The organism is Pseudomonas sp. ZT5P21 (genome assembly GCF_054897785.1).
Genome location: NZ_CM142705.1, coordinates 5,020,706 through 5,037,439, shown reverse-complemented (window position 1 = coordinate 5,037,439; position 16,734 = coordinate 5,020,706). Strand labels below are relative to the sequence as shown.

Genomic DNA, 16,734 nt, shown 5'->3' with positions numbered 1-16,734 from the left:
TCAATGCTAGTAATGCGTGGCTGGGCGACTCGATATGCGCCATGGGTCGGCCTGGTGAGCATCCTTGGCACAGCGCAAGACGCATTGGCCGGCGATTACGAAGGCACGCCCAAGGTGGCCGAATTCGTCGGTGAAATGACCCGCGACTACGGCTTTGCCGGTGAACAGCTGATGGGCGTGTTCCGCGAAGCCGAGCGCAAACAGACGATTCTCGACGCGATCTCGAAACCCGCAGAGCGGGTCAAGCAGTGGAACGAGTATCGCCCGATGTTCATCACTGACGCGCGCATCGCCCGCGGCGTGGATTTCTGGCGTCAGCACGAGGCGGTACTGGCCCGTGCCGAGCAGGAATACGGTGTGCCGGCCCAGGTGATTGTCTCGATCATCGGCGTTGAGACCTTTTTCGGCCGTAATACCGGTAATTTCCGGGTGATCGACGCTTTGTCGACCCTGGGTTTCGACTATCCTCCCCGTGCCGAATTCTTCCGCAAGGAATTGCGTGAATTCCTGCTGCTGGCCCGGGAAGAGCAGGTCGATCCGCTGACCCTCAAAGGCTCCTACGCCGGGGCGATGGGCTTGCCGCAGTTCATGCCGAGCAGTTTCCGCGCCTATGCGGTGGATTTCGACGGTGACGGCCACATTAATATCTGGACCAACCCGAACGATGCCATCGGCAGCGTTGCCAGTTATTTCAAGCGTCACGGCTGGATGGCCGGCGAGCCGGTGGTCAGCCGCGCCGATGTACGTGGCGGGCAGGTGGACGAAGGTTTGACCACCGGTATCGAGCCGACTAAAACCGTCGGGGAGTTGCGGGCGCTGGGGTGGTCAAGTCATGATGCGCTACGCGATGATATGCCGGTCACGGCATTCCGCCTGGAAGGTGACAATGGCCCTGAATACTGGATGGGCCTGACGAATTTTTACGCGATCACGCGATATAACCGCAGCGTGATGTACGCCATGGCCGTACATCAACTGTCTGAACAGCTGGTTCAAGCACGGGGCGTCAAGTAATGCGGGCATTGCCTATGAATAAACCCCTGAAGCTGATGGCATTCGCCGCGTTGGCGGTGCTGGTCGCCAGTTGTTCGACCAGCCGCTCGCCGACACAGAAACCTTCTTCCACCGCCGTGCGCTCGGCGCCAGGGCTGGATATCAACCGCGCCCACAAAGATGGCGCACCGTGGTGGGACGTCGACGTATCGCGCATCCCGGATGCCACGCCGACCTTGCACACCGGTCCTTATAAAGCCAACCCGTACACGGTACTGGGCAAGACTTACTTCCCGCAGCAGGAATCCAAGAGCTACGTCGCCTCGGGCACGGCGTCCTGGTACGGCACCAAGTTCCACGGTCAGAACACCGCCAATGGCGAGGTGTATGACCTGTATGGCATGAGTGCCGCTCACAAGACCTTGCCACTGCCAAGTTACGTTCGGGTGACCAACCTGGACAATAACAAGTCAGTGATTTTGCGGGTCAATGATCGCGGGCCGTTTTATTCGGATCGCATTATCGATTTGTCCTACGCCGCAGCCAAGAAACTCGGCTATGCCGAAACCGGTACTGCGCGGGTCAAGGTGGAAGGCATCGATCCTCAACAATGGTGGGCGGCCAAAGGCCGTCCGGCGCCTTTGATGCTCAACGAGCCGCAAGTCGCGCAAAATACGGCGCCGACGATTACCGCTTCGGCCGGCACTGTCGAACAATGGACGCCACCGCCGCAGCAACACGCAGCGGCCGTCGTGCCCATGCAAATCGATGCAAAAAAAAACGCTTCTGCACCAGCCTCTGGCCAGTATCTGCAGGTGGGCGCGTTCGCCAACCCGGACGCTGCAGAACTCCTGAGATCGAAGCTCAGCGGGATGGTGAGCGCTCCGGTGTTCATCAGCTCGATCGTGCGCAATCAACAGACACTGCATCGGGTGCGCCTGGGGCCGATCGGCTCGCCGGGTGAAATCCAGCAAGTGCAGAACAGCGTGCGCCTGGCCAATCTCGGTTCGCCGAGCGTGGTCACCGCCGAGTAATACGTAGTACTTGATTGACGGTTCACTTGCGGTTTTTGGGGGTGAACCTGGTTGTTGGCTCGTTGAAGAACAAAAGCCCGGCAAGGGTTCTGAGTGAACGACTGAACACGCGACAGCTCGTTAGAAAGCTGTCTGATTAGTTTTGCCTTCGGGCAGTTTCCATTAGCGATTTCGAGAGACGGATGAACATCACCACCTTTGCCAAACGCCTGTGCCTTCTAGTCCCGCTGCTCCTTTCGCCTGCCGCCTTCGCGGTCGAGATGATGCCGTCGCCGCCACAACTGGCCGCCAAAGCCTATGTGCTCATGGATGCCAGCAGCGGCAACGTGCTGGTCGAGAACAACGGTGACCAGCGTCTGCCGCCTGCCAGCCTGACCAAGCTGATGACCGCGTACATCGCGACCCTGGAAATCCGTCGTGGCCAGATCGGCGAAAACGATCCGGTGACCGTCAGCGAAAACGCCTGGCGCACCGGCGGTTCGCGGATGTTCATCAAGGTCGGTACGCAAGTGACTGTCAGCGATCTGCTGCACGGCATCATCATTCAGTCGGGCAACGACGCCAGTGTTGCGCTCGCCGAGCACATCGCCGGCAGCGAGGATGCCTTCGCCGATATGATGAACAAAACCGTGGCCGACCTGGGCATGACCAACAGCCACTTCATGAACCCGACCGGTCTGCCGAACCCTGAGCACTACTCGTCGGCTCACGACATGGCCGTGCTGGCTCGCGCGATCATCCACGAAGACCCGGCTCACTACGCGATCTACTCGCAGAAAGAGTTCTTCTGGAACGGCATCAAGCAACCTAACCGCAACCTGCTGCTGTGGCGCGACAAGACCGTCGACGGTCTGAAAACCGGCCACACCGACGAAGCCGGCTACTGCATGGTGTCTTCAGCTGTACGTGATGGCATGCGCCTGATCGCTGTGGTGTTCGGCACTAACAGCGAAGTGGCTCGTGCATCGGAAACCCAGAAGCTGCTGACCTACGGTTTCCGTTTCTTCGAAACCCAGACCTTCTATCAGAAGGGTGCCGAGCTGGCTCAGGCCCCTGTCTGGAAGGGCAGCACCAATCAAGTCAAGGCCGGCCTGGCTCAAGACCTGACCATGACCCTGCCAAAAGGCCAGCTGAAAAAGCTCGCCGCCAGCATGACCATGAGCCCGCAACTGGTTGCGCCAATCGCCAAGGGCGACGTGATCGGTAAAGTCGAAGTGAAACTGGACGACAAGGTGGTGCACAGCGCTGACCTGATCGCTCTGGACGCGGTCGACGAGGGTGGTATCTTCCGTCGCATGTGGGATAGCATCCGTCTATTCTTCTACGGCTTGTTCAACTGAATTAGTGTGGACTCTCATGGCCCCGCTCCAATCCGGAGCGGGGCCATGTCCGTTGCCACGGCTTACGAGGCCGTTACGCCATGACAGACACCGAAGTAAAGGCGCCAAAGATCGAATTCCCCGCCAATGATTACCCGATCAAAGTGATCGGCGACACCATTGTGGACATCAAGCAAAAGATCATCGATATCGTCAGGAAGCACGCGACGATCAACGATGAGAAGGTGGACGAACGCCAGAGCAGCAACGGCAAGTACACCACCATCCAGCTGCATATCATCGCCACCGGCCAAGACCAGCTGTACGACATCAATAGCGAGTTGCGGGCTACCGGTTTCGTGCACATGGTGCTGTGATGTCTGGCACGCTGGGCTTTCGCGAACTCGGCCAGATGGCGTACGAGCCGGTCTGGCATGCCATGCAGCGCTTCACCAACGAACGCGGCAACGATGCCGCCGACGAGATCTGGCTCGTGGAGCACCCGCCGGTGTTCACTCAAGGCCAGGCCGGCAAGGCCGAGCACCTGCTGCTGCCGGGAGATATTCCAGTGGTTCAGGTCGACCGCGGTGGTCAGGTGACTTATCACGGCCCCGGCCAGTTGGTGGCTTACCTGTTGCTCGACGTCCGCAAGCTCGGTTTCGGCGTGCGTGACCTGGTCACCCGCATGGAACATTGCCTGATCGAGTTGCTGGCCAGTTACGGCGTCACTGCCGCGGCCAAGCCGGATGCGCCGGGTGTTTACGTCGACGGGGCGAAAATCGCATCGTTGGGTTTGCGGATCCGCCACGGTTGCTCCTTTCATGGCCTGGCCCTGAACGTGGACATGGACCTGGAACCGTTTCGACGGATAAATCCCTGCGGCTACGCCGGGCTGGCGATGACCCAGCTAAGTGATCACGCAGGATCGATTGAATTTGCCGAGGTAAGTGCCCGGCTGCGCGCGCAGCTCGTCAAACACCTCGACTATGCTGAGCAGACGACCCTAACGGGCGGAATCGACTGATATGACTACTGATGCAGTGCAAACCATGATCCCGACGCTGGATGTCACCGAGCGTCCGGCCCCGCGTGCCAAGGTTGAAGCCGGCGTCAAGCTGCGCGGCGCCGAGAAGGTTGCACGCATCCCGGTGAAGATCATCCCGACTACCGAACTGCCAAAGAAACCCGACTGGATCCGCGTGCGCATCCCGGTTTCCCCGGAGGTCGACCGCATCAAGGCCCTGCTGCGCAAACACAAGCTGCACAGCGTGTGCGAAGAAGCGTCCTGCCCGAACCTGGGCGAGTGCTTCTCCGGCGGTACCGCGACGTTCATGATCATGGGCGACATCTGCACCCGTCGCTGCCCGTTCTGTGACGTTGGCCACGGACGTCCGAAACCATTGGACGTCAATGAGCCGGAAAGCCTGGCCATCGCCATCGCCGACCTGAAATTGAAATACGTTGTGATCACCTCGGTGGACCGCGACGACCTGCGTGACGGTGGTGCCCAGCACTTTGCCGACTGCATCCGCGAGATCCGCAAACTGTCGCCGAACGTGCAACTGGAAACCCTGGTCCCGGATTACCGTGGCCGTATGGACGTCGCGCTGGAAATCACCGCTGCCGAGCCGCCGGATGTGTTCAACCACAATCTGGAAACCGTGCCGCGCCTGTACAAGGCTGCGCGTCCGGGTTCGGATTACCAGTGGTCACTGACCCTGTTGCAACGCTTCAAGCAGATGATGCCGCACATTCCGACCAAGTCCGGTCTGATGTTGGGTCTGGGCGAGACCGACGAAGAAGTCATCGAAGTCATGAAGCGCATGCGCGAACACGACATCGACATGCTGACTTTGGGCCAGTACCTGCAACCGTCCCGCAGTCACTTGCCGGTGCAGCGTTTCGTGCACCCGGACACCTTCGCCTGGTTCGCCGAGGAGGGTTATAAAATGGGCTTCAAGAATGTCGCTTCCGGCCCGTTGGTTCGTTCCTCGTACCACGCTGACGAGCAGGCGAAACTGGTCAAAGCCGAGCTGATGTCGTCCTGACCACGCGGTGAGACAAACAAAATGCCTGCACGGCTTTCCGGCTTTGCGGGCATTTTTTCGCCTTGCCTACGCCGATCACCGTTTTTTCCTGCAACCTGCGGTGCGACTGACCCTCTTCTGTTTGTCCCCGTTCCTGACTACTGTGTGTTGAAGATTTCGCGCTGGGAGATTCATGGATGACCGTTCGACCGACCCACACATTGTTTCCACATACGCCGGTTCCGGCCTTGCCTCGGGAAGGGCTGATCGGCGTGATCGCACCCGCCGGCCCCGCGCCGCTGGACACGGACAAAGCCGTCGCCTGGATGCGGGCTCGCGGTTACGCGCTGCGAATTTTTCCCGGTGTCTACGAGCAGGACGGCTACCTGGCCGGCAGTGACGACGTACGCCTCAATGACCTGCACGCGGCGTTTGCCGACTGTGAAGTCGATGCAATCATTTGTCTGCGCGGCGGTTACGGCACACCGCGTTTGCTCGATCGCATCGATTTCGAGTTGCTCCAAAACAACGCCAAGCCGTTTATCGGCTACAGCGACGTTACTGCACTGCACCTGGCGATCAGCCGTTACGCGGGTTTCGTGACCTTTCATGGTCCGTTGCTCAATGCTGACCTGTTGGGTGACAAGCAAAAGCCTACCGAGGCCTCGTTTTTCAACATGCTCAGAGGGCAGGTGAAGGCGGGCAATGTGTTGACGCACCCGGTGGCCTACCCATTGACCACCATCGAGCCTGGAATCGCTCACGGCCGCTTGCTGGGCGGCAATCTGGCGATGATTGCCGCAACCATGGGCACGCCTTACGAAATGGATGCCGAGGGCGTCATCCTGTTCATCGAGGACATCAACGAGCCGTTGTATCGCGTTGATCGGCTGCTGACTCAGCTTCGGCTCGCGGGGACGCTGGGCAAATTGCGTGGGGTTCTGGTGGGGGATGTGGCCGGGGTTGATTCGGTTGCGCTGGCGCGATTGCTCAAACAGACCTTTGAGCCGTTGCGCATTCCGGTGCTGGCCGGGTGGCGCAGCGGGCATTGCGATCCGAACCTGACGTTGCCGATGGGGGCGTTGGTGAGGCTGGATGCGGGGAATAAGGAGTTGGTGTTGGAGCAGGATGTTGTGATCAAGGCTTAGATGTTCATCGCCTGACAGTCCGCCTTCGTCGGATCGCCGCCCGGCGATCCGACGAAGGCGGTATCAGCCATTCAACTGACTATCGGTTACGCAGGCCTTCGAGCAACTTGTGCGTCGGATACCCGTCCGCCGGCCAGCCAAACGACTGCTGCGCACTGCGGATGGCCTTGCGAGTGTTGGCGCCAATGATGCCATCGGCTGTGCCCGCATCGTATTTCTGCGCACTCAGCAGATTTTGCAACTCGATCCGCTCGGAACGGCTCAGCGGCAGATCATCCTTCGGCCAGGCGCCGTTGATCAGGCCCGCGCCGTTGAAACGCTCGGACAACAAACTGACGGCCAGTGCGTAGGACGAGGAGTTGTTGTACTTGAGGATCGCACGGAAGTTGTCGAGTACCAGGAAAGCCGGGCCGCGATAACCCGCCGGCAGCAACAGCGCCGCAGACAGATGTTCGGAGCCCGCTGGAACCTGTCCGCCGTTAGGCAGCGTCACGCCCAGTTGCCGCCATTGCGCGACACTCTTGCGGATCGTGCCATCGGCCAACACGTAGTTGAAGTTGCCCGGGAGCTGAACTTCGAAGCCCCACGGCTGACCTTTTTGCCAGCCAGAGCTTTGCAGGTAGTGTGCGGTCGAGGCCAGGGCGTCGGCGGAACTGCCCCAGATGTCGCGGCGACCGTCGCCATCGAAGTCCACGGCATGGGTGTTGTAGGTGGTCGGGATGAACTGGGTCTGGCCCATGGCGCCGGCCCAGGAGCCGAGCATTTTCTCTGGTGCAATGTCGCCCTGTTGCAGGATCTGCAGGGCCGCGATCAATTGCGCATGGGCGAAGCCAGGGCGCCGGCCTTCGTAGGCCAGGGTCGCCAGGGAGTTGATCACCGATTTGCTGCCCTGGAACTGACCGAAGTTACTCTCCATGCCCCACACCGAGACCAGTACCTGACGATCGACGCCATAGCGCTGTTCGATGCTTTGCAGGACGTCGGCGTACTGGCTGACCAGCGCCTGACCTTTGCGCACACGCAGCGGCGACAGGGCGCCGTCGAGGTATTCCCACACCGGGCGAGAAAATTCCGGCTGGCTGCGGTCGGCGCGGATCACGCTGGTGTCCACGCTGACATTGGCGAAGGCGCGATCAAACAGGTCGGCGCGAATGCCGGCGGCCAGCGCATCCTTGCGGAAACCCGCCTGCCATTCGGCGAAGGTCTGGGTGGGCTGGAGGTCGAGGTTTTCACCGGTCGGCACCACGGGCGGAATCACCGCTGGGGCTGTCGCGACGGGAAGGGTCTGAAGCGGTTGGGCGTCGGCGGCGGTCGGTTTTTCCGCGCAGGCGACTAGCAGAACGAGGCTGGAAGCAGCTATCAATTGGCGCAAGGGCCAACGACGGGAAATACAAAAGGGCATGCACGGGTCCAGGGAAAACGAATCAGGTGCAGACCTTAACATGTTGAGCGCTGGCTTGCCTTTCAGGCCGCCAGAAAGTAAGAAGCCTCCCAGTTGTCAGACTGGAAGGCTTCGCGGCGGTAGCTGCCTTTGCCCTTGCCGGCTCGTTCCTGACGGCTGCGGAACAGTGGCTGGGCGATGATGGATTTGGCCTTGTTGTGGCCATTCCTGGATGGCTTTTTGCTCATGATGATTCTCGCAAGTGAGTGGGTTTTGCGAGGCAAATCATCGGCCGAAGTTGGGGTTCTGTCTAGTCCCCGCATTGTGTAGGACCTTTCGGACGCCTTCGCTGTAGGAGCGAGCTTGCTCGCGAAGAAGCCGAGGGCACTGTGGGCTGTCAGGATGCCCGCATCATCGTTGACGTCCTTCGCGAGCAAGCTCGCTCCTACAGTGAACCGTCGCAATGTGGTCGAAAGCCTTACTCTGCGGGCAACGACAATCTCTGGCCAGCCATCAACAACGACAACCGACTCAAACTCATCCATGGCGAACCGGCCGCCTGGCCTTTGATCTGTGCGTCGATGCGCTGCGCTTCCAGTAACAGCTGCGCCCAGCGTTGCGCCGAGTAGCGTTGCAGGGCTTTGCTCATCAGCGGTTTGCGTTTGTCCCAGATCGGCGGTCGGGCCGAGCTGAAGGCTTTGTCCAGCGGTACGCCTTGACTGTATTGCAGCGACAAGTTGGCCAAGAGGCGCAGTTCACGGGCCAGTGCCCAGAGAATCACCGGCGGTTCAACCCCTTCGCCGCGCAAGCCTTCGAGCATGCGCAGCGCGTGCGCTGCTTCACCGTTGAGAATCGCATCGGTCAAACCAAAGACATCGAAGCGCGCACTGTCGGCCACCGCCGCTTGCACGGTCTCGACGGTGATCTGGCCGTCTTCGGCCATCAGTTTGAGCTTTTCAATTTCCTGGGCGGCGGCCAGCAGGTTGCCTTCGACGCGCGCGGCGATCAGTTCGACGGCGTCCTGGCTGGCGGAGAGCCCGGCCTGGGACAGGCGCTGGCGGATCCAGCTCGGCAACTGGTTAGCATCCACCGGCCAGATTTGCACGAACTGGGTGTACTGACCTTCGACCAGTGCCTTGCCCCACTTGGTTTTCTGCGCGCTGCCGTCGAGTTTCGGCAGGCTGATCAGCAACACGGTGTCTTCAGCCGGTCGCGAGCAATACTCGATGAACGCGGCCGCCCCTTTGTCACCGGGTTTACCGGACGGCAGACGCAGCTCCAACAGGCGTTTTTCAGCGAACAACGACATGCTTGCGCCGGCTTGCAGCAACGTTCCCCAGTCGAAACTGGCGTCGGCGGCGAACACCTGCCGTTCGTCGAAACCCTGTTTACGAGCGGCTGCGCGAATCGCGTCCGCGGCTTCCTGGCAAAGCAGCGGGTCGTCGCCACTGATGACATAGACAGGCGCGAGTGTGCCTTGCAGGTGCTTGGCGAGTTGGGTGGGGGCGAGTTTCATAGGAGAGGCCGAACGGGGCGCCTGAGCGCCCCGTAAGTCTTACTGCTGCGGGATTTCGATGGGCGACTGACGCGGCGTTTCCGCTTCAGCCTTCTGCGCGGCTTCCAGTGCTGCAGCGTCAGCCTTGGCCTTGGCGTCGGCGGTCTGTTGCAACTGATCCAGCTGGGCCGGGGTGAACTGTTGCAGACGCAGCATCATGCGTTGAACCAGCTCACGACGCATTTCGCGACGGGCATCGTTGGCTTCCTGATCGGAACCCACCAGGTTGTTGCCGTCGTGGATAAAGACTTTCTGCACTTCGAGCTTGTTGCTCAGCAGCGGCAGATTGCCCTGGCCACGAATGTCATAGCTGAGCACGGTGCTCACCTGATACTCACCGGTACGACCGGCGCCGGCGTAGCTGAGGATGCGCTGGGTGTCCTGCTCATCGGTCAGCACCAGTTTGTAAGGCGCGCCGCTGTAGACTTTGACGCCGCTGCTTTGCAACACCTGACGCAACTGGGTCACGGTTTCGCCATAAGCGTTGCGGGCGCTCACGTCGAGTTCCTTGATCGCCAGTTCAGTGGTGCCGGTGCCGCGCAGCTGGAAACCACAGGCGCTCAACAGGACCGCGAGGCCCATCACCAGCAAATTGCGTTTGATCATCTTGTTGCTCCCCTTGAAACCATGTGGGCCGACCGTGCGGCCCGAAAGGTTTTACTCGGCACCAGGCTCACCTGGCGCCTGATCCAATTAGCTGGCGACGATATTGACCAGTTTCCCGGGCACTACGATCACTTTACGAATAGTCAGGCCGTCGACAAAACGCAGCACGTTTTCATTGGCACGCGCGGCGGCTTCGACTTCTTCGCGGCTGGCGCTGGCCGGCATTTCGATGTGCCCGCGCAGCTTGCCGTTGACTTGAATGACCAGTTGCAAGCTGTCCTGCACCAGTGCGGTGTCGTCCACCGCCGGCCAGCCAGCGTCGATCACCGGATCAGCGTGACCCAGTTGATTCCACAGCTCATGGCTGATGTGCGGGGTGATCGGAGCCAACAGCAGTGTCACGGCTTCCAGACCTTCGTGAACCAGCGCGCGATCCTGTTCGGTGCCTTGCGCGGCTTTTTCCAGCACATTCATCAGCGTCATCACCTGGGCGATGGCGGTGTTGAATTTGTGGTTCTGGCCGACGTCGTGGCTGGCCTGCTTGATGGCCAGGTGGATCGAACGGCGAATGGTTTTTTGCTCGTCGTTCAGGCTTGCGACGTCCAGTTTGCCCGGCAGGCCTTGAGTCACGTGCGCTTGAGCCAGACGCCAGACGCGTTTGAGGAAGCGGTGTGAGCCTTCGACGCCAGAGTCGGACCATTCCGCGCTCATGTCAGGCGGCGAGGCGAACATCATGAACAGGCGGCAGGTGTCTGCGCCGAACTGGTCGATCATCGACTGTGGGTCGACGCCGTTGTTCTTTGACTTGGCCATCTTCTCGGTGCCGCCGATTTCCACCGGCAGACCGTCGGCGATCAGCTTGGCGCTGATGACCTTGGCTTTGCTGTCACGTTCGAGTTCGACGTCAGCCGGGTTGAACCAGGTGTAAGCACCGTTGGCTTCGCGGCGATAGTAAGTCTCGGCGATCACCATGCCCTGGGTCAGCAGGTTCTTGAACGGCTCGTTGGAGCTCACCAGGCCTTCGTCGCGCATCAGCTTGTGGAAGAAGCGCGCGTAGAGCAGGTGAAGAATCGCGTGTTCGATACCGCCGATGTATTGATCCACCGGCAACCAATGGTCGGCCGCCGCTTTCTCCACCAGACCACCTTCATAGTGCGGCGAGGCGTAACGGGCGTAGTACCACGAGGACTCGACGAAGGTGTCCATGGTGTCGGTTTCACGCTTGGCCGGTGCGCCGCATTTCGGGCAGGTGCACTCGTAGAATTCCGGCATGCGCGCCAATGGCGAACCGGCGCCGTCGGGTACGACGTCTTCCGGCAGCACCACAGGCAATTGATCTTCCGGCACCGGCACGTCACCGCAGCTGTCGCAATGGATGATCGGGATCGGACAGCCCCAATAACGTTGACGGCTGATGCCCCAGTCGCGCAGGCGGAACTGGGTGCGTGAAGCGCCGAGGTTTTTCTTGAGCAGCGCGACTTCAATGGCGTCGAATGCGCCTTCGAAGTCGAGGCCATCGAACTCGCCGGAGTTGATCAGCGTGCCGTGTTCACCGTAGGCGTCCTGCCACGGTGCCGGGTTGGTGTCACCTGAACGGGTGCGCACTACCGACTTGATCGGCAGGTTGTATTTGGTGGCGAATTCGAAGTCACGTTCGTCGTGCGCCGGAACCGCCATGACCGCGCCATCGCCGTAGTGCATCAGCACGTAGTTGGCGACCCACACCGGGAGTTTCTCACCGGTCAGCGGGTGCTCGACGAACAGCGAGGTCGGCAGGCCTTTTTTCTCTTGAGTGGCAACGTCGGCTTCAGCGACGCTGCCACCCTTGCATTCAGCGATGAACGCCTGCAACTCAGGGTTGTTCTGCGCCGCCAGGGTGGCCAGGTGGTGTTCGGCGGCCACGGCAACGTAGGTCGCGCCCATCAGGGTGTCTGGACGGGTGGTGAACACTTTCAATGCGCCGGCTTCGCCAATGGAAGCGACATCGAATGGGAACTGCACTTCCATGCCGCGGGATTTGCCGATCCAGTTGCGCTGCATGGTCTTGACCTGTTCAGGCCAGCCGGTCAGCTCGTCGAGGCTCTCCAGCAGTTCATCCGCGTAAGCGGTGATCTTGAAGTAGTACATCGGGATTTCGCGCTTTTCGATCAGCGCGCCGGAACGCCAGCCGCGACCGTCGATCACCTGCTCGTTGGCCAGAACGGTCTGGTCGACCGGGTCCCAGTTCACGGTACCGCTTTTCTTGTAGATCACGCCTTTTTCGAACAGGCGAGTGAACAGCCATTGTTCCCAGCGGTAGTAGTCCGGCTTGCAGGTGGTCACTTCGCGGGACCAGTCCACTGCCAGGCCCAGGCTGCGCAGCTGGGTTTTCATGTAGGCGATGTTTTCGTAGGTCCACTTGGCGGGCGCTACGTTGTTCTTCATTGCGGCGTTTTCCGCCGGCATGCCGAAGGCGTCCCAACCCATGGGTTGCAGGACGTTCTTGCCTTGCATGCGCTGATAGCGGGAGATCACGTCGCCGATGGTGTAGTTGCGCACGTGCCCCATGTGTAGCTTGCCGCTGGGGTAAGGGAACATCGACAGGCAATAGAAAGTCTCCTTGCCTGGCTGTTCACTGACTTCAAAGGACTTTTGCTCGTCCCAGAACGACTGGGCGGCGGCTTCGATTTCACGGGGCTGATATTGTTCGTGCATGGCTACTTTTGAACTGAATAGGGGTGGCCTAATCCTCTTCAATGCAACGCTGGACGGTGATCACGCCAAATCGGCGTTTTTCGGTGTCCAGGCGAGCTGGAAGTGGAGTTACAGGAAGCGCCGTAGCATACATGACCGCACTCTACCGAGGGAAACCCTGATTGCTGCCGCAAGTCTTGCAAAAATGGCTGCGAGGGCCGTTGGTCGCGGCGCTCAGCCGGTTTGTTCATGGAAGCTAAGCTCTAAATGGGGAGTGAGTCTTATCTTCAATGAGGTGAGGGATGGTTGAGTCACGGCAAAAAGTTACGAAACCGGAGCTGTACGAAAGACTGATCGATCGTCTGGGATTGGCCCTGGACGCGGCGAAAACTGCTGACCGGTTGCGCGATGAACGTCCCCTGGAGCTGGAGTTGCGTGGCCTGAGCCCCGCAGAATTTGCACTGGTCAAGGCGTATCTGGACCGTAGTGAACGTGAAACACACGGATGCTTGTCAGAAGCAGTGAAGCAACTCGACGCACCACGTTCGGCCAAGATCATCTGGCTCAGGGACAAGGCACCGGGCAGGGACGCGGCAAAGGTCCGCTCTCTGCAATTCAAGTAAGGGCACTTGAAGCCATGACATATGGTTTTTTGAAGCATGGTCCTTCCGCATTTGTTGTCGCATTGCGTCAACCCACTTAGGCTTCGGGCATCTTCAGGAGATGCTCGATGCCTTTTCGTTATTTCGTAAAACAACTTCTGCTGCCGCCCGGCATTTTATTGCTGTTGCTGGTGCTCGCCTGGTGGTTTCGCCGATCAAGGCCCCGGCTTGCGGGAGTGTGCTTTGTATTGGGCGTGGGCGGTTTCTGGTTGATGAGTTTGCCGGTGGTGGTGCAGTGGAGCGCCAACATCCTTGAGCGCGAGCCGCCGCTGGCTCGCGGCGAATGGGCAACGCTGGCTCAGCGCGCCGATGCAATCATCGTCCTCGGTGCCGGACGGGAACGTGGTGATCCGGCGTGGGGGACAGACCAGCCGACCGGTGTTGCGCTGGAGCGCGAGCGATATGCCGCGCGACTGGCCAAGTCATCCGGCTTGCCAGTGCTGACCAGTGGCGGCCTGCATTACGGCACACTCCCGACAGAAGCCAAAGTGATGGCGGACTCGTTGCTCGATGATTTCGGCGTCACCGTGCGTTGGCAGGAAGGGCGTAGCCGTACGACTTGGGAAAACGCGCAGTTCAGCGCCGAGGTGTTGCTGCCACAAGGGATCAAGCGCGTTGTGGTCGTGACGCAGGCCTGGCACATGCCGCGGGCAGTCTGGAGTTTCCAGAAGGCAGGCTTTGAGGTGGTAGCGGCACCTGTAGGGTTTTTAGGCGTGGACAATGCCCGGCCATTGGGCGGCTGGATGCCGGAATTCAAGTCGATCTGGCTGAGCGGGCAACTGTTGAATGAGGCAGTGGGGCAGATCGGGTATTGGTTGTTCTATCGAGGGGATGTCGCGACTGATTGATTCGGCGCCGATGATGCCGCCTTCGCGAGCAAGCCCGCTCCCACAGATAATCGCGTTCTCTCAGAGAAATGCGGTCAAATGTGGGAGCGGGCTTGCTCGCGAAGCTTTTAAACGGTTTTCGCCATCCGGTTGGCGATCAATGCCCAGCCAAATAACAACACGCAAACGGCGATCAGCGGCCACGAGCGCCATTGCAGGTATGGCGTAAGGTTGCGCATCGGCACCACTTCGCCGTACAGGATGCCGCGTTCGAACTGCGGGATCTGCGTGGTGATCTGACCGAAGGGGTTGATCAGGCCGGTCACACCATTGTTGGTGGCGCGGATCATCCATCGACCGGCCTCAAGTGCCCGCATCTGCGCCATCTGCAAGTGTTGCAACGGCCCGATGGAGGTGCCGAACCAGGTGTCGTTGCTGATGGTCAGCAACAGATCGCTGCGCGCCGCGAGGCTGGCGGCAAATTCCGGGTAAACCACTTCGTAGCAGATGAACGGAGCGATCTGGTAGCCCTTGGCTTGCAGCATCGCCTGATCGGCAGGGCCGCGGGCAAAGTCCGACATCGGCAGGTCGAAGAAGGCAATCAGGCCGCGCAGCACATCCTGCAATGGCACGTACTCGCCGAACGGCACCAGCTTCTGCTTCAGATAAGTGCCGTCACCTTCGCCGACGACAGTGATGCCGTTGAAGAAACGCTTTTCGTGGCGGACGACTTCGCGGATGGGTACGCCGGTAATCATTGCCGAATCCCGCTCGGCAGCGAACTTGCCCATCATGTCCAGGTAGCCTTGGGCGGAATCCTTGAGCACAGGGATCGCGGTTTCCGGCCAGATCAGCAGATCGACACGCTTGGAGCTCAAACTCATGTCGCGGTACAGCGCCAGTTGCGCATTGAGCTGCGCCGGGTCCCACTTCATGCTTTGCTCGATATTGCCCTGAATCGCCGCGACGCTCAGTGGTGCGCCGGCCGGGCTGGTCCAGGCATACCCTTTGAGCGCGATGCCGGCGACCCAAGGGCCGACCAACAGCAGCACACCCGCCGCAATGAAGCCTTTGCGACCCGTCTTGATCAGGCGCGAAGCGTTGTAGATCAGCGCGGCCGTCAAGGCCAGGGTGAAGGACACCAGCCACATCCCGCCGACGGGTGCGAGCCCGGCCAGCGGGCCGTCGAGCTGGCTGTAACCGGAGTAAAGCCACGGGAAACCGGTGAGGAACCAACCACGAAATGCTTCCTGGCCTACCCACAGCGCTGCGAACGCCATGGCATCGGCCAGCGGTGCTTCGTTGCGACGCAACCAGCGCGTCCAGATCCAGGCGGGCAGGGCGAAGAACCAGGCAATCGCCGCGGTGAAGAGCAGCATCAGGAACCCGGCCAGCAGCACTGACGCGCCTCCGAAGTTGTGGATGCTGTAATAGATCCAGCTGGTGCCGGCGCCAAACAGGCCGAAGCCGAAGCACCAGCCACGGCCCAAGGCCTGTCGGGGGTTCAGTTCACGCAAGCCGGCGTAAAAGAAGCCGACCGCCAGCAACGCCAGCGGCCAGATATCGAACGGCGCCAAGGCCAGGGTGGTGATTGCACCGGCCGCCACGGCCAGCAGATTACCGGGCCAGCCGGGGCGGGTTATCCAGCGCATTTCTATCCTTAGTTTTTATCGAGCGATCGGCGTCAGGCGCAGCAAGTGAATCCGACGGCTGTCCGCATTGAGGATACGGAAGCGATAATGGCCGATTTCAGTGATTTCATTGCGTTTAGGCAAGTGCCCGAACGCACTCATCACCAGGCCGCCGACGGTGTCGAACTCATCGTTGGAAAATTCGCTGTCGAAGAACTCGTTGAAGTTCTCGATCGGCGTCAGGGCCTTGACCAGGAAGTCACCGCTGGGCAGCGGCTTGATGTAGCTGTCTTCCTCAACATCGTGCTCGTCTTCGATATCGCCGACGATCTGTTCCAGCACGTCTTCGATGGTCACCAGACCCGCCACACCGCCGTACTCATCGATGACGATGGCCATGTGGTTGTGGTTGGCGCGAAACTCGCGCAGCAGCACATTCAGGCGCTTGGACTCGGGCACGAAGGTGGCCGGGCGCAGCAGGTCCTTGATGTTGAAGCTGTCGCCGTTCTCCCTGAGGATCAACGGCAGCAAGTCCTTGGCCAGCAACACGCCCATCACGTCATCGTGGCTTTCGCCGATGACCGGGTAACGGGAGTGAGCCGAGTCGACCACGGCAGGCAAAAACTCGCGGGGTGTCTGGGTCGCCTTGATGCTGATCATCTGCGAGCGTGGGACCATGATGTCCCGTACTTGCAGGTCCGCAACCTGAATGGCGCCTTCGACGATGGCCAGCGCTTCGCTGTCCAGCAACTTGTTTTGATGTGCGTCGCGCAGAAGCTCCAGCAGCTCCTTACGGTTCTTCGGCTCGTGGGCAAAAGCCTGGGTGAGTTTACCCAGCCATGACTTCTGCCCGTTGCTCGATCGATCTTCGCTCATAG

The 16,734-nt window shown here is 60.2% G+C and carries 16 protein-coding genes; 9 read left to right on the top strand and 7 right to left on the bottom strand.

The window, feature by feature from the left end:
* Positions 1–3 precede the first annotated feature (3 nt).
* The 7 genes from mltB (at position 4) to ACYZT9_RS23410 (ending at position 6,521) form a co-directional block, all read left to right on the top strand.
* Positions 4–1,014 (top strand): lytic murein transglycosylase B, encoded by a 1,011-nt coding sequence (mltB, locus tag ACYZT9_RS23440; RefSeq protein ID WP_462007629.1) that lies wholly within the window; start codon positions 4–6, stop codon positions 1,012–1,014.
* Entirely contained in the window at positions 1,014–2,027 is a 1,014-nt protein-coding gene (locus ACYZT9_RS23435; RefSeq protein WP_462007628.1) for a septal ring lytic transglycosylase RlpA family protein, read from the top strand. The genes mltB and ACYZT9_RS23435 overlap by 1 nt, the downstream gene beginning before the upstream one ends.
* Positions 2,028–2,209: 182 nt before the next feature.
* Entirely contained in the window at positions 2,210–3,367 is a 1,158-nt protein-coding gene (locus ACYZT9_RS23430) for a D-alanyl-D-alanine carboxypeptidase family protein (RefSeq protein ID WP_462007627.1), read from the top strand.
* Between the two features lie 80 nt (positions 3,368–3,447).
* Positions 3,448–3,723, top strand: coding sequence for a DUF493 domain-containing protein (locus tag ACYZT9_RS23425; RefSeq protein WP_462007626.1), 276 nt, complete (start codon positions 3,448–3,450; stop codon positions 3,721–3,723).
* Positions 3,723–4,370, top strand: a complete 648-nt coding sequence (gene lipB / locus ACYZT9_RS23420) for a lipoyl(octanoyl) transferase LipB (protein ID WP_462007625.1) — start codon at positions 3,723–3,725, stop codon at positions 4,368–4,370. Before ACYZT9_RS23425 ends, lipB begins: the two co-directional genes overlap by 1 nt.
* Before the next feature lies 1 nt (position 4,371).
* Positions 4,372–5,394 carry a lipoyl synthase gene (gene lipA / locus ACYZT9_RS23415; RefSeq protein WP_007946663.1) on the top strand — a complete coding sequence of 341 codons (1,023 nt, stop codon included), beginning with the start codon at positions 4,372–4,374 and terminating at the stop codon, positions 5,392–5,394.
* Between the two features lie 176 nt (positions 5,395–5,570).
* Positions 5,571–6,521, top strand: coding sequence for a S66 peptidase family protein (locus tag ACYZT9_RS23410; protein WP_462007624.1), 951 nt, complete (start codon positions 5,571–5,573; stop codon positions 6,519–6,521).
* Between the two features lie 79 nt (positions 6,522–6,600).
* On the opposite strand, the gene ACYZT9_RS23405 is transcribed toward ACYZT9_RS23410, so the two are convergent.
* The 5 genes from ACYZT9_RS23405 to leuS all read right to left on the bottom strand — a co-directional run bounded on the left by ACYZT9_RS23405 (position 6,601) and on the right by leuS (position 12,757).
* Positions 6,601–7,923, bottom strand: coding sequence for a lytic murein transglycosylase (locus ACYZT9_RS23405; RefSeq protein WP_462007623.1), 1,323 nt, complete (start codon positions 7,921–7,923; stop codon positions 6,601–6,603).
* A 62-nt stretch (positions 7,924–7,985) separates the two neighbouring features.
* The gene (gene arfA / locus ACYZT9_RS23400) at positions 7,986–8,150 is read right to left on the bottom strand and encodes an alternative ribosome rescue factor ArfA (RefSeq protein WP_461953080.1); all 165 of its coding nucleotides are present in this window, start codon (positions 8,148–8,150) and stop codon (positions 7,986–7,988) included.
* A gap of 230 nt (positions 8,151–8,380) precedes the next feature.
* Positions 8,381–9,418: a DNA polymerase III subunit delta gene (holA, locus tag ACYZT9_RS23395; RefSeq protein WP_462007622.1), complete on the bottom strand. Its 1,038-nt coding sequence runs from the start codon at positions 9,416–9,418 to the stop codon at positions 8,381–8,383.
* A 39-nt stretch (positions 9,419–9,457) separates the two neighbouring features.
* On the bottom strand, positions 9,458–10,063 hold the full coding sequence (locus ACYZT9_RS23390) for an LPS-assembly lipoprotein LptE (RefSeq protein ID WP_462007621.1): 606 nt from the start codon (positions 10,061–10,063) through the stop codon (positions 9,458–9,460).
* 87 nt (positions 10,064–10,150) lie between these two features.
* Positions 10,151–12,757: a leucine--tRNA ligase gene (gene leuS / locus ACYZT9_RS23385; protein WP_462007620.1), complete on the bottom strand. Its 2,607-nt coding sequence runs from the start codon at positions 12,755–12,757 to the stop codon at positions 10,151–10,153.
* Between the two features lie 281 nt (positions 12,758–13,038).
* Between leuS and ACYZT9_RS23380 the strand changes: the two genes are divergently transcribed.
* Together ACYZT9_RS23380 and ACYZT9_RS23375 are read left to right on the top strand one after the other, a co-directional pair.
* Positions 13,039–13,359, top strand: a complete 321-nt coding sequence (locus tag ACYZT9_RS23380) for a hypothetical protein (protein ID WP_462007619.1) — start codon at positions 13,039–13,041, stop codon at positions 13,357–13,359.
* A gap of 107 nt (positions 13,360–13,466) precedes the next feature.
* A complete protein-coding gene (locus ACYZT9_RS23375; protein ID WP_462007618.1) occupies positions 13,467–14,246 on the top strand; it encodes a YdcF family protein in 780 nt (259 codons plus the stop codon).
* A gap of 107 nt (positions 14,247–14,353) precedes the next feature.
* Here the strand turns inward: ACYZT9_RS23375 and lnt are convergent, their stop codons facing one another.
* Together lnt and ACYZT9_RS23365 are read right to left on the bottom strand one after the other, a co-directional pair.
* Positions 14,354–15,877, bottom strand: a complete 1,524-nt coding sequence (lnt, locus tag ACYZT9_RS23370; protein ID WP_462007617.1) for an apolipoprotein N-acyltransferase — start codon at positions 15,875–15,877, stop codon at positions 14,354–14,356.
* A gap of 15 nt (positions 15,878–15,892) precedes the next feature.
* Positions 15,893–16,732 carry an HlyC/CorC family transporter gene (locus ACYZT9_RS23365; protein WP_462007616.1) on the bottom strand — a complete coding sequence of 280 codons (840 nt, stop codon included), beginning with the start codon at positions 16,730–16,732 and terminating at the stop codon, positions 15,893–15,895.
* Between the last annotated feature and the right edge of the window lie 2 nt (positions 16,733–16,734).